This window comes from Pseudomonas serboccidentalis, assembly GCF_028830055.1.
Lineage (GTDB): Bacteria > Pseudomonadota > Gammaproteobacteria > Pseudomonadales > Pseudomonadaceae > Aquipseudomonas > Aquipseudomonas serboccidentalis.
Genome location: NZ_CP101655.1, coordinates 5474105 through 5487652 on the forward strand (window position 1 = coordinate 5474105; position 13548 = coordinate 5487652).

Consider the following 13548-nt stretch of genomic DNA (forward strand, 5'->3'; position numbering starts at 1 on the left):
TGCTCGCGATGGCGGTGGGTCAGTCGATATTTATATTGATGATCAATTACCTTCGCGAGCAGGCTCGCACATTGGAAAATGTGTAGCGCTAATCAGGATAATCCCCCAACTCCGGCGCCAGCATCCGCGTCTTCACCGCCCCATTCGAATTGTGCTGAACGATCTCGCTCGGCTGTCCGTTTTCATTGAAAAACACCTGCCCGATCCCCGCCGAATTCCACAGTCGCTCACCCGCTTCGGCATGTTCCGGGGTGTACGGCACGATGCGCATGCGCCGGCGTTTGGTGAACCAGTTGAGCGGTGAGCGCGGCGAGTAGAGCCAGCGGTTGAGGCGGTCGAACCATTCCAGCAGGGTTTTCGGAAACTCGTTCTTGATCCCGCTGCTGGTGATCTGCCAGATCCGTGGCCCGGCCTTGCGGTGTCGGATCAGCACTTCGTAGACAAAGGAATAATGCACGTCGCCGGACAGCACCACGTAGTTCCCGGGTGTACGTGAGTGTCGGAAAATGTTCAGGATCACCTGCGCGGCGCCACGGTGGGCCATCCAGTTTTCCGCGTCGACCAGCAGGGGATATCCGCACCAACTGAAAACCTTCTGCACGGTTTCGATCAGCTTCACGCCGAAGATCGGCGCCGGCGAAACGATGATTGCCGACGGGTGATCGAGCAACTCTTGCTGCAGCTCGCTCAAAGCTTCCCAATCGAGCAAACCGGAAGGTTGCTTGAGCGCCATTTCGCTGCGCCAGCGGCGGGTGCGGGTGTCGAGGACAACCAGCGCGGGGCTGCTCGGCAACACGAAATGCCAATGCTGAAAGCGCAACAAATCATCGATCAGCGCGTCCTGTACCGGGCTGTCGAGATAGCGATCATCGCCGCTGGCGCTCAGGCGTCGGGTGTTCTCCAGCACATCCTTGAACGCCTCCGGATTGTTACCCCAACCCTGACACAGCATGTACGCGATCAAGGCATTGCCGATGATGCGTTTGGAGAACGGATGACCATAGGCGGTTTCCTCCCACTGCGCGGAAAGATTCCAGTCATCGGTGATATCGTGGTCGTCGAAAATCATCAGGCTCGGCAGGTGTGCCAACGCCCGGGCGACCTTGCCCAGGCCGGCCTTGAAGCTATCGATGCGGGTCTGTTCGAGGGTGTAGCGCTGCAAGCGCTCAGGCGTCAGCGCTGGCGCAGTCGGATGGATCAACGTCCACGCAACCGGCGACCACACCAACAAGTACATCGCCATGACTTCGGCGAAGGTCACCAGGTGATTGTCGGCGCTGCTGCTGGTGAAAATCGGCTTACGCGCGCCGCCGAAAAATCGTTCGCGCAATGTCTCGTTGCTCTCCAGCGCCGGTAACAAATCCGCGCGGTGGTAGTAGCTGGCCGGGTGTTCGTAGAGCCTGGCGCTGTCGCTGACCACGGTACCGTCGAGGTGTTCGTCGAACAGGCCGAGGCGTTCGATCAAGGCATGAATTGCTCGCAGCATCGGGCCGGCGACGTCATCGGCGTAGATCTGGTCGCCGCTCATCATCAGCAGGGCGGGGCGTTGTTGCGGATCGGTTTCTGCTGCCAGCAACTGATCGACACAGAGCAAGCCATCCGCTGCCGGGTGATGAGGCTTGCGGCAGGAACCGTGGAGCAATTGATCGATTCGCGAGCGCACCACCAGGTTGGGACTGGAGGCATCGCCATACAACAGATGTGGCGCCCAGTCAGCGATTCGCTGCTGGCCATCGATCAGCAAGTCGTAGCCTACAACGGTATCGCAGGGCAGCGCGCTGTCGAGGGCAACGTCGATCAGATGGATGAACGCTTGGCTGCCTACGGGAATAACCGTGCATTTCCCGGCATCGAGAGGAATGTCTCGGACACCCTGCAAGCGCAAGGTCAGCGACAGCTCGCGCGTACCGACCAGCCACAGCACCAGCCGCGTCGGTTCCAGCCGTCGCAGCAGCGGGCCGGCCAGGACGGGAGGCAGCGGGTTCAGGTCAGCAGGTGTCGGGGACATTCGGGGGCAAAGCTCAAGGCGCACAGGCCGGCGATGATAGCGCAGCCGGCGCCTTGAACCCTTAAACGAGGCTTAAGAGTCGATCTTCTTCAGCTTCAGGTCGAGCAGTCGCCACGCGGCCTTGTCAGCATCTTTTGCGTCCACTTGTTGGACTGAGCAGTCGAAACCGTAGCTGACATTGTCGCCCAACATGTTGAGAGCGCTGACGGTGCTGCTGACGGTATAGGTCTGATCCTTGAACCGTTGGCTGCTCGCGCTCTTGGCACTGGCGATCGCTGTCGACGCCGAAAAGCGCATGGCACTCTTGATGAAGGGTTCGCACATCATGAACGCCATCATGGATTTGTCCGCGTTCGGATGAGAGCCGGCCAATCGGCGCGAAACGGTAAAGTCGTTATGCACGTTGTCCTTGAAGTCCTTCTCCAGCAGTGAGGCGGGCAGACGCTTGCTGTAGTTCGGCAGAAGTGCGGACTCGGGCGCAGAAGGCTCGTTCTGTGGTTCGCTGGCGACATAGGTCGCAAGGTTGTCGGACTCGGCAGGGGTGGATGCGATCACCGGTCTAGGCTGCATTGACCGTTCTAACTCAGGCATGAGTGCCGCCGCAGCACTCTGTGTCTCGCTGCTTTGTGTTTGCGTCAGCGCCGATGGAAACAACGACAGCGTGATTGACAGCACCACCATCGCCACAATAAAACCACCCGCCGCGCCAACGAGGTTGCCGTAGAAAATATTCCAGCTACCGCGGTTCTTCACCACCCAGCGCCACATGAAACCCCAGGCCGCGACAAACGCCAGAAAACGCAGAAACTCCATTCGATCCTTTCCTTAACTTCAAAACCTGAAATCAACGCACGCCCGAAGTGAACGCTGACGATGGGCGGCAAGATAACAAAACAGACGTTTAATGCCAGTGACGATAGCGGCGATCAGTGAAAGTTGAGCGCAAAAAACATCAACGTCGTCACACCGGCAGCCAATCCACAGATGCCGGCGAAAAGTTGACGGGCCAGCGGATTCTCTGGCTCAGGACGCCTGACCAGCCACATCCATACGCCCGCCAGTACGCCGATCGTTGTGATCACTTGCAGCACGCTACTGGCCAAACCTGCTGGTGAAGGAGGCACAAACGACGGGAAAAGGCTTGAGCAGACCACCGAAAAGGTCATGGCTACGATGAAGCCGCAAGCAGCACCCGCCAGATTGGCGAGGATCAGGTTCCAGGCCCCCCGGCCCTGAACCACCCAAGCCCAAACCGCTGCCCAGACGAAAAAGTACAACAACGCCATCATGGTGTTTTTTACCTCTGAAAATTGATCTCCATCGAGGCGCTGGCGACCTCTTCATTGGCAGTGGACGGCAAGATATCAAAATAGTAGCTTCGCGCCACTTTCTTGATTCCTGTAATGGACTACTCATGTCAAAAGCCGCTTCTGCGCTGCGCCTGCTTTGTGCAATCACGCTCGCCACCGCCATTACCCCGGCACTCGCTGCCTGGAAAGAGCCGCCGGAGAGCAGTTGGCAGTATTACCTCGCCAGCTGTCAGCGAATGCAGCAAAAAATGGCCGACGTCCAGAGCGGTCGCGTATCTGGCGCCATTGAGGTGATAGGCGATCTGGAAAACAGCCTGCGAATTATCAATGAGCGCCGCTCGAACCTGACGCCCCAGTACTTGGGCTCGCAAGAGTTCGCACAATGCGAAAACGTCGCCGCCCAGGCGGAAGCGACGATAGCCCAAGGCAGAGCCGACTTCGCCGCCAAAATGAACCAGTCCGCCGAGCAAGGCCGCATCGCCCACCAGAACTCGCCCGCCTATCAACGCGCGCGTTCACTCGGCTACAGCGATGTCGGCGACATCTCCTTCCTCAAACTGCACGAAGACATGGACGGCGAAGCACGCCTGAAAACCATGCTGATCACCGTCGATGAAGTCTGCGGCCAATACTTTCGCGCAACGCAGTATGTGAAACCGTATGTGATCTACACCGTTCGCCCGTCGGATGGCGGCTGTGGTGAAGAAAAACGCGTGGCAATCGTCGGTGGTCGGTCGGTGGAGAAGGGTGATTACATCGATGAGCGGGGAGAGTTTCAGTATGTGGGCTGGAAGAAAATTGTCGGTGCGGATGGATTTGCAACGGATATTCGGGTGTTGAAGGCTCGGCGCTGATAAAGAAGAAACACCATCAATGGCTGACAGAGCCATGGCTTTATTAATTATGTGAGTTTTGTTTATGCAAGTATCTGGCGGGTTTGAGTGGCGGGCGTCGTATCTCCGTGAGGGCTGGAAAGGAAGAGCATCCATAGCGTTTCTGGGTTTTGTCTTGTATTGGCTGATGCAAGTCGCAGGTGGATATGTTTTCCGAGAGAGTTCCGGTGAGTTCCTGGTCGTGGTGGGGGCTCATCTGGTTGCCTGCATTGTGATGGTATTGCTGTTTTGCTTGCTTCGAAGAATGCACCCGATCGGAAACCGTTTCAAAGGTGAGGGTTTTTCGAGCAAGGCCTTATGGATGGGGCTTGCAAGTGTGGCGTTGCTGTATGTGGCCAGCTATGCGTTTTCAAAATGGATAGGGCAACCTCCCGAGCCATTTATGCAGCAGTTCATGAGCGCGCTGCAGGCAGGATCGATCTATAACAGTGGGATATTGCTGTTTCTTATTCTTGTACTGGCGCCATTGGGTGAAGAATTGGCTTTCCGTCATTTCCTGATCAATCTGTTTGCCTTCAAGAAGACGTTTTGGCGATACGCCGCAATCCTGTTTTCAGCCCTGCTGTTTACAGCCATTCATTGGCAGTATTCGTTCAAAACTACCCTCGTTTCTCTGTTTGTTCTGGCGCTGATGTTGGCGATTGCCAGGCTCGCAACAGGGGGGCTGTTGTTGCCGATGATCATGCACGGCTTCGCCGGCCTGCTGGCGGTCGGACTTTATCCGTTTTTTTATTCCTGATCTGCCACAGGCGCGGCGAGAGCTTTTGCTGACCGGAGGTCGCAGGCGCCCGTGTAGGAAGTAATCGGGGAGGGAGTATCAACTTCCTCCCCGATCAAACTACTGAATATCCTTCAGGTAGTTCGTGAGCAGAACCACGGGTTGCTGCAGCTGTTCAACAGATTCAGCCTGACTGAACGCCATCGACAGTTTGTGCAGCTCGCGGCCCAAGGGTTTCTCGATCCCACCCACCGCACTCATCGCCAATTCAAGGCACTCATTCAGCTTAAACTGAATGGTCTCGACATCCCCGCGCCGCACCAGCAATTCGAACACGTCTTTCTGATAGTCACCCATGACCATGTCATCCCGCAAAATCGGGCTCAGGCCTTCTTCCTCGTAAGCGAGCTTGAGGGAGAAAAGGGCGACTGTTTCCAGTGACGTTTCCATGCAATGAATCCTTTGAGATGTCCTGTCGGTGGAGCGGAGGAAGATCAAAAGATCGCAGCCTTCGGCAGCTCCTACACGGGAGGCACTTTCCGGCAGACGAAAAAAAGGCCTTGCTAAGCAAGACCTTTCTTAATTTTGGTGCCGAGGGAGACTCGTGCGTTCTATATAATTCGTGGCTTGCGGACAAATTATACAGTGAGGGATACAGATAGGGATACAAGCTGTTCCTTGCTATTCGTATCTCACGTCGGATCGATATTTAGTTTGAAAAGGACGTCATCGGTTGATGCCTGGTAACAGCTGACGTGAGCGAGCATCGAGTTTTCGCCGATCAGTTCAAGAAATTTTGCCCTAATGGCCTGGGGCATGCGAGCTCCTAGTATCACAGACTTGATGCAGGAGGAGGGGAACTCAAAAAGGTGGTAGGTTTTCTCGTGAACCGACAGGACCGTTGTAGCGTCATTCAAGTCCACCATCATTCGCCACTCTCGTTCGTAGGACCAATGCTCGCTCTTCGTGAGCATGGCTTTCATATCGGCATTATCGAAGATCAGTGATGGCCTGACATTTGAGTATTTAACAGGCCTGAGGTGCCTGAATTCATCTTTTGCAGATCGCCGCTGATTAAAAAAAACTGACTCTGGATCGAATTCGATCACAAAGCCCTCATGGGAGCACGCGTAGTGCGCCCACATCAAAATGTCGTCGGGTTTCTCCGTCAGGCAAAGAATACCAACTCTGTTTTCCATTACTTGATTAAAGCGTGAGTGAAGGGCAGGAGTTAGCTCCTTCAGGATTTTGAGAAAGCCATTATCTTTCGAAAGCAATTGAGCTCGCGCCCGAGACTCAATTTGCCTTTTCGTCGCTTGATTCCTAAAGGGGGGAGGTAGCTCGGCGAGCGTCTCTTCGATCAGGGCGGGCAGCAGCTCATCGACCATAGCCCACATCGATTCGTCTGATTCATAAAGGCGTACAGGGGGCTTCAGCTCAAACGGGTCATTAAGGTTGAGCGAAGAGGAGAAGCAAATTTTGCACGCCTCCAAGACATCGATCCGGTCGGAATGTAGATATTTGAACAGTCGCGGCGGTGTCGTCTGGGAAGAAGCGTCAGATTCACTCGGGCTTTGCATCAGAGCCAGCCTCAGCAGAAAGTGAGATTAAGGCGAGAGTCAGAAACCCTTCATTCCTATCCAAAGCAGCCAGGGCGCCTCGAACGTTATCAGCCACGTCTATGGAGCCACGTTGTTCAACCCAGTTCGAAAGCTCTTCTACAGCAGCCCCTAACGCGATTTGGTTTTCGTTGATGCGTTTTAGTACCGAAACCAGTAGTGCTTTGTCTTCCATGAATTGTTCCCATTTTTCAGCCTGCGGTCAGCGAACGTTCCAGTCAATGAGCCTAGTCCAAGCATCGTATGCCGGCGGTTACCCAAATACCACTGGGGACCCTGAGAGTATTCTTCTTACACGGGGTCGGAAACCCGCGGGATCTTGTTAGCGGCACAACTTTAAGCTTATTGAATTTCAATCATTGAAATCGAAAGGGTTTCGTTTGAAAAAGGCCATCGTTACAGGGGCGGTAACGATGGCTTGTTGTGTTGATGATTCCGCACGTCTTCGGTCGTCAACCGTGGCAACCTGTCAACCAATGCAAAAAAATCAACCGGCCTCAAGATCACGCGGGTTTTATGCCCCGGGTCGTTTAGAAATACCCAGACTCCCCCGGCTACCTCCCAGTACCTTGTGCAAGTGCACTGTTGAGCTGCGTGTTCATCTAGTTCACCAGTTCACTAAGCTGGGCACCTGTCCGCTGACACCGTCCCGCGGTTACCGACCCGTGTCTCAAACCTAGTCTCAGGGGCTCCGGCACAACATGGGGAAAACGCCTGATATCGCTGGCGGCGATTGATGCCTCCGGGGAGTGGGGATCCGAAACCGTGAATAGATTGGTGTTACTGAAGTTACGGGTGTAACGAAGCGGGGTAAGTGCCTGTATTTATTGGATATGGACAAAGTAACATTCGCTTTGTGTGCGCGTTTTGATGAGTGTTACTAGTCCAATAGGTGTAACGCTTGAAAGTTGAAAGGTAGAGGCTTGAAGGCAGCACTTACAAGGCAGAAAAGGGAGGGGCGGCCCTTTCTAATAATGTGGTCGAGAATGCCATACGTTCCGACACTCAGAGTGAATAGTGGATTGACTTCCACAGAAAAGACCACGCTTGGCAGGGCTTCGGCAGGCCTTGGAAGGCGACGCGGCTAACCGCCCAGAGAACCACGATGAGCCGGCCACAAAGGGCGTGACCTGTGAGTACATCCGCTTAGCTAAAATAGCGCATTGACGTTTTGTGTGGCTTGGGGCAATTTGCCTTCATGTGAATCTCTGCCGGCCCTTCACAAAAGGGCCAGGGTGGCTTCCGGCGTTATGATCATGGAGGCGAGGATAATGAAGGTTAAGGAGCAATAGAATGGTTGAAATTAAAGTAATTACTTTGAATGCAGTTCCTAACTCCTTAATTACTAGTATCGAAAGTCGGGACGTATCTCTTTGGGTTAGAGATATCGATAATAATAAGTTCTCAGCTGAGACGTTAGCAAAGTTTATTGGGCTGCCATGGCGCTCGGTGTTCATGGAGTCCTACTGCCCAGAGGTAATAAAGTTACTTGAGAGTTCGCTAAGCTTTGAAGCATCAGAGACTCGAAAGCGCGGTTTTATACAGGTTGTTGATAGCGACCCCTCAGCTATAACTTTGCCTCATAGATGTTTGCCTCTCTACCTTTTATCTGGCAGATCTTCCCTCCAGACAAATGATTTCAAAAGTAAGCTTCGACGAATGTCGATGCTAAATGTATTACAAGAGTCTCAAGTCAGAAACGTTTTGGTAATAGGCGAGGGCGTGGATGCAGTTCCTGCTGCATTAGGCGAGCTTTGGGATTCGGGATTTAAATCTTATCTCACGGTATGTACAACTGTTCCAGGCGCTATTAACCTTTTGGAGCAGTGGGTTGATAAGCATGGCGATACCCATACAGCAAACTTTTTACATCGAAGTATAGATGAATTAAGTGTGGAGGTTGTTAGCAGGTATCACGAAACATACCCAGATACTGCTACTATGGTAAGGATGAGGCAGAGAGACGGTGGTTTTCGAAATGTCGATCTATCCTCTGCTGATGACCCTCAGCGTCCAATCTCTGAAAATTATAGCATCATCCAATTAAAAGATTTATCGCCGCTGGTTCCAGAAGATTTACCTGAAGAGGAATTTATTGATTTTTTTAAAAACTCTGAGGATTCTTGGAAGCCCTACGCTGCAGGGGTGCCTTGGATTAGAGATAAAGCAGCTTCAAGGAAGTTGACAGGCTACATGAATCGCCTGGACGCAACAGGTGCTGACGATAACTGTATTGCATATATCGCATCTGAGTCAGGCGCCGGCGGAACTACATTAGCTCGTGCTCTCGCATGGGAGCTAGCACGCGAGGGATACCCGGTACTCATAGCTAAACACTTGCCATTTACTCCTGATGCGTTAAGTGTTTCAAATTTCCTTACTCGTGCGCACGAGTGCTTTGAGACTGGGGCGTCGGCGGTAGTGGATTCGGGGGAGGGGGAGGTTGTTACCACCAAGGGTAGCGCATCCAAGAGGTACGAAACTCCTTGGGTAATATTGTTTGATAGCTTGCATTGGCAAGGGCGCGACGCGGAGTTGCAAAGGTTTAATCAAGAATTAATTAAATCCGGCCGTCCAGCTTGTCTATTGGTTGTGACCGGCACTGTTCTTGGTCTTTCTTATTATAGTTCCGTATTCAAGAAGCTTGCCGAGCTTAATCATGCGATCGATGAGGAGAGTACCCGTGATTTGGGGCGTCATCTCAATAAGTTTTTGAAAGTTTATGGGAAAGTAAGAAATGAAGCTCAGTGGAATAACTTTTATAAGTCCCACTCAGTCGAATATATAGAGGGAGTAGCAGCTTTTTGGGTTGCGCTCTCATTTTGGATACAAGGGCAGTACGATCTGTCTGAATCTATACAGACTTGGATGTATCGTAATTTTAAAGAGTCAACCGACAGCGTCCTCATCCAGCGCGCAGTAGTTGAAATTGCGGCGCTGAGTTCGGAGCGTCTCCCTTTGCCTGAAGGTCTTCTGATTTCCGAGCCAGGCCAATGGCCTACCTCTCATTTATTAGAAGACCAGAGGGCGGCGCTGTCATCGCTTGGGTTAGTGAAGGTCGCCGCTAATGGCGAGCGATACTGGGCTCTTACTCACGATATTCTTGGGCGCTTTCTGCTAAATGCAATATTTTACGATAATGCAATGAAAATTCTTTTAGGGCTGGATGCAGCACGGGATGCCGAGCATCTAAGGTTTTTGGTCCTAGAGCAGATATCACAAAAGTCTCAGCTTGGGGAGGTCCGTTACAGAACCATCGGTGAAGATTTTTCTAAGTCTATTTTTAAAATTGACCCAGCACATGGTCGCGCTAATTTTCTATTTTTTTGGCGAGAGGTACTTGATGCCTTAGATCGTATGCCGTCAGGTTTGCGTAATACTAGTAGGGTTTTTCGGCACCATACAGCTATTTCAAGGCGGCGGATTGCAAAGATTGATGAGCGTAGTAATACCGTCAGTAGTCTTGAAAGGAAAGAGTTACTTCAGGCCGCGATTGTGGATATTCGGTATGCGCTTGAGTTTATACAGTATGAGCCAGGCTCGGAGCCGGATATAAATTTATATAACTCTTTGGCTAATGCGTATTTAGACTTGGCTCGAATCCAGACAGCTCTGGAAGAGCCAAAGCCAGATATTATCGAAAATATGTTGTTGGCTAGTGTCGCCACGAAAAAGGCATACGATCAAAATCCGAGCAGTCCATTTGTAATTGAGACGTATGTTAAGCATTTATTGGAAGAAGCATCGCTAGCGCCAGTGGAAAGCGCTATTGGCCACTGCGTAGAAATATTAGGGGTGTTGTTCTCGGCGCTATCGTCAAATTCTCATACTAGGCGAAATGTACAGCTGCAAAGTCTAGCGGATGAAGCAATACGTAAGTTGTTCAGGCTAAGTCCTTTCGATTTGGCGGCAAAGGAGCCTGAGAATGCTATTGATATGCTCGTTAATGCATGGAAGATTTTGGCCCGTGACTTTCCTGATTTAGAGAGAATGGATTTCTCTATGGTCTCTAAGGAAACTAGATCAGAAGCTATTGATCTTTTGTCTCACTCTTTGGGTGTTGGAAATATCCAGGTCCTTAGTCTACGTTATGAACTGATTTCTCTCAATGAGCCTTATGGTTATAAAGGGCAGCTTGAGATATTGGAGCAAATAGTATCTTCGAATTACCGCGCTCCGCTTCAGCTAAGCTTGGAGTACGCAATTTTACTATTTCAGGTAGGTAGGGCAGTTGAAGGTGATCGAATTTTTAGGGACCTGAGGAGGACATGGAGGGATAGCGAATATTATGTTCAGGTTCCCACTCGGCTTAGATGGTTGCGGATAGCTGATTCCGATCAACTTCAAGTGGTTCATGCCGAAACTGGATCGGACTATGAGAAGCGATCGCTTGCTAAAGTTCAAGAGTTTGTCAACGTCGCTGTACCTTTTAGGGTACAAGAATTTGGCCATCGTGAGCTTAAGCCGGGAATAAGGTTCTTTGCACACGTATCTTTTGGACATAATGGGCCATTTTTGCGTCCCGTCCTGTCATCAACTCAACGGGATGAATAGCGTTATGACGGACCATATCGCGATGTACGCCGCATCTCTTGGTATGCAAATCAAGCCCCGTACTATTTTAGTAGAGGGCACATCTGATGTCGCACTCTTGGGTTTGGTTTCATCTCTCGAAAAAGAACTCTCTGGCAAAGAACTTTTTGGGGACTTTGCTATTGTTGCAGCAGGAGAGAGAGATCAAGGAGGGGTGAATGGTGTTGTGCGGGAACTAATTGCATTCCGAGGGATGGCAAGAACTTTTTTGCAACCCAACGGGAAACCTGTTTATAGATTTGTCGGGTTGTTTGATAACGATTGGGCTGGCAGAAGAGCCATCGCAACTGCTCGTGATCTGGATTCCAGTATTCTAGAATACAAAGATGTTTTTAGGTTGATGCCTGTTATGCCTGAACCAGGTAATTTGGACCCAGGAACAGTTGCAGCGGCTTTTGCTCGTAGTAATGAGCCATATAAGGGTTTGGACTGGGAAATAGAAGATTTGGTTTCTGAGGAGTTGATAAGTGCTTTCGATGATGAGCATTACGGCGCTATTAAAAAACGCAATGTTCTAGCGGATAAAACGCATCATGAATTTACCCGGGACGGTAAAGCGCAGCTTCATAGGTTTGTAAAACTACACGGGATGCGAGAGGATTTGATGAAAGTCGTTGAGCTAATTCATGCTTTGCGTTGCTATCTCAACCTACCCTCATTGCGATAGCATCTATAGCGAAGAAGGTCTAACGGTATACTTTCCTGAAATACTCAGAAAGTCGAAGGCAGACCATAGGATTACTGTGAGATGTTAAACACTCTCACTGTTTGCGCATAAACAAAAAGGGCTCTCTTGAGCCCTTTTTCAGATGAAGCGATCTTACTTGTTCAGCCAGCTCTCGACTACATCGGAACCGTGCTGGTTTTTCCACTCCTTCAGCGTCTTGTGATTGCCGCCTTTGGTTTCAACCACTTCACCTGTGTGCGGGTTCTTGTAGATCTTCAGTTCACGAGGTTTACGCTTGCCTGGTGCCGCCGCCGGCGTTGAAGCGCGCTTCGTGCTCTGTGGATCCAGCAGGTTGATGATGTGCTTGAGGCTGAAACCGTACTGATTCAGCAGCTCTCGCAGCTTGGTCTCGAACTCGATCTCTTTTTTCAGCGCACCGTCGCTCTTCATCGACTCCAGTGCCTGGAGCTGTTCAGCGAGGTGTTTTTCCAGCTGACGGTATTCGGCAAGTTTGGACATGGTTTTTTCCTATGTTTGTTTAATGACAGTTTGAATTTTGTGCGGCTCAAAAGTTCAGCCCTATTCTGGCAGCTTCAGATACTCCTTAATGCTAATAATCTCTGCCTTGATCAATTTTACCGTGAGAATCTCGACTTTCGTTTTTATGCGAGGTTTGTCCACGAACTCCAGCATTTCCGATAAGGAGACTATTCTTGCTTTCAGTAGGTCTTTCCAGTTGGGGGTGTTTCTAAGGTCAAATTGAATGATCATTTTTTAGCCTGTTGAGGTTGAACAGCCTACCTGCGCAGGCTGTTTCGGTGGCTCAATGCCCTACAGCGAAAGGATGTCTTGCACGCTGTACTTGCCGGCTCGATCCGACAGCTCGCGCCAGGTCCAGCTATGGAAGTCTTCGCCTTCTTGTGGAAGTACCAGCTTCATCAGGCTGAGGTGTTCCCCTCCCAACATGCCTTGTACATTCCACAGCTTGCCGCCCAACTCCATCAGCGCTTGCGCTTGTTCGTTCCATTGTTCCTCCAGCACTGTGCGGGCCAGGAACATCGCTGTTTTTTGGATCGAGCCGTATTCCCTTTGCGCCTCGGCAATGTGCTGGTCGACGATGGCCAGCTCTTGTTCCAGTGCAGTGATGATCAGGTGTTGGCGCCGATTGTGTTCGGTCGCCGTCGCGAGGTTTTTCGCAGCCTTCTGCGCATCGGCATTGGCGTTCTTTTCGCCTTCGGTATCGCCCCAGGCCACGGCCTGCGCATAGGCGGTGGCGGCGTCGGTTTCGGCTTGCCGGGCCTTGGCCATGTCCTCTTCCGCTTGCTGCTGAATCTGCGCCAAGCGGGTGCTGAGGCTGTCGCGTTTTTCGTTGAGTTCTTGTTCGTCGGCTTTCCAGTTCGCCATCGACTCGGTGTAACCCGCCATCAGGGTTTCATGATTGAGCAGTTTCTCGCGGCGAGTGATCTTCGCATCCAGCAGCCAGGCACGGTGCTTACTGGCGTCGTAAGGAACTTTCAGGCTGCTGTGCTCCTTGCGGATTTCGGTCAGCCGTTCCTCCTCGATGACTTCGTCGCCTTCCAATAGCGCCTCCAGCGGCGCCATCTTGGTGTGGTGCTGTTCAGCGTCGCTCAGGTGTTTATCGCGTTGGGCGGTCAGATGGTTGATCTCGTCGATCAACCGTTGTTTCTTGTCACAATGACCGGTCGCTGCAGCGTTGTCCGAAACCGGCCGTGCCAGCCC

12 protein-coding genes are annotated in these 13548 nt (G+C 51.7%); 4 read left to right on the forward strand and 8 right to left on the reverse strand.

Going from position 1 to position 13548, the window contains the following annotated elements; translation table 11 throughout:
• Positions 1-88: 88 nt before the first annotated feature.
• The 3 genes from NN484_RS24960 to NN484_RS24970 form a co-directional block, all read right to left on the reverse strand.
• A complete protein-coding gene (locus tag NN484_RS24960) occupies positions 89-2008 on the reverse strand; it encodes an alkaline phosphatase D family protein (protein ID WP_274658159.1) in 1920 nt (639 codons plus the stop codon).
• 72 nt (positions 2009-2080) lie between these two features.
• On the reverse strand, positions 2081-2821 hold the full coding sequence (locus NN484_RS24965; protein WP_274658160.1) for a hypothetical protein: 741 nt from the start codon (positions 2819-2821) through the stop codon (positions 2081-2083).
• Positions 2822-2934: 113 nt separating this feature from the next.
• Positions 2935-3297: a hypothetical protein gene (locus NN484_RS24970; RefSeq protein ID WP_274658161.1), complete on the reverse strand. Its 363-nt coding sequence runs from the start codon at positions 3295-3297 to the stop codon at positions 2935-2937.
• Positions 3298-3422: 125 nt separating this feature from the next.
• Here NN484_RS24970 and NN484_RS24975 point away from each other — a divergent pair, with 125 nt between their 5' ends.
• Together NN484_RS24975 and NN484_RS24980 are read left to right on the forward strand one after the other, a co-directional pair.
• On the forward strand, positions 3423-4172 hold the full coding sequence (locus NN484_RS24975) for a hypothetical protein (protein WP_274658162.1): 750 nt from the start codon (positions 3423-3425) through the stop codon (positions 4170-4172).
• A 64-nt stretch (positions 4173-4236) separates the two neighbouring features.
• Positions 4237-4950 carry a CPBP family intramembrane glutamic endopeptidase gene (locus NN484_RS24980; RefSeq protein WP_127648202.1) on the forward strand — a complete coding sequence of 238 codons (714 nt, stop codon included), beginning with the start codon at positions 4237-4239 and terminating at the stop codon, positions 4948-4950.
• 99 nt (positions 4951-5049) lie between these two features.
• Here NN484_RS24980 and NN484_RS24985 read toward each other — a convergent pair whose 3' ends face one another.
• From NN484_RS24985 to NN484_RS24995, 3 genes are all read right to left on the reverse strand, one after another.
• Positions 5050-5379 (reverse strand): hypothetical protein, encoded by a 330-nt coding sequence (locus NN484_RS24985; RefSeq protein WP_274658163.1) that lies wholly within the window; start codon positions 5377-5379, stop codon positions 5050-5052.
• A 242-nt stretch (positions 5380-5621) separates the two neighbouring features.
• Positions 5622-6509, reverse strand: coding sequence for a DUF2971 domain-containing protein (locus NN484_RS24990; protein WP_274658164.1), 888 nt, complete (start codon positions 6507-6509; stop codon positions 5622-5624).
• Complete coding sequence (locus NN484_RS24995) at positions 6493-6723, reverse strand: hypothetical protein (protein WP_122747801.1); 231 nt, start codon at positions 6721-6723, stop codon at positions 6493-6495. Before NN484_RS24995 ends, NN484_RS24990 begins: the two co-directional genes overlap by 17 nt.
• 1118 nt (positions 6724-7841) lie before the next feature.
• Here NN484_RS24995 and NN484_RS25000 point away from each other — a divergent pair.
• Entirely contained in the window at positions 7842-11102 is a 3261-nt protein-coding gene (locus tag NN484_RS25000; RefSeq protein WP_274658165.1) for a P-loop NTPase family protein, read from the forward strand.
• A gap of 4 nt (positions 11103-11106) precedes the next feature.
• Entirely contained in the window at positions 11107-11808 is a 702-nt protein-coding gene (locus NN484_RS25005; protein WP_124314308.1) for a hypothetical protein, read from the forward strand.
• A gap of 153 nt (positions 11809-11961) precedes the next feature.
• Here NN484_RS25005 and NN484_RS25010 read toward each other — a convergent pair whose 3' ends face one another.
• On the reverse strand, positions 11962-12327 hold the full coding sequence (locus NN484_RS25010; RefSeq protein WP_274658166.1) for a histone-like nucleoid-structuring protein, MvaT/MvaU family: 366 nt from the start codon (positions 12325-12327) through the stop codon (positions 11962-11964).
• Between the two features lie 312 nt (positions 12328-12639).
• Complete coding sequence (locus NN484_RS25015; RefSeq protein ID WP_274659338.1) at positions 12640-13482, reverse strand: chromosome segregation protein SMC; 843 nt, start codon at positions 13480-13482, stop codon at positions 12640-12642.
• Between the last annotated feature and the right edge of the window lie 66 nt (positions 13483-13548).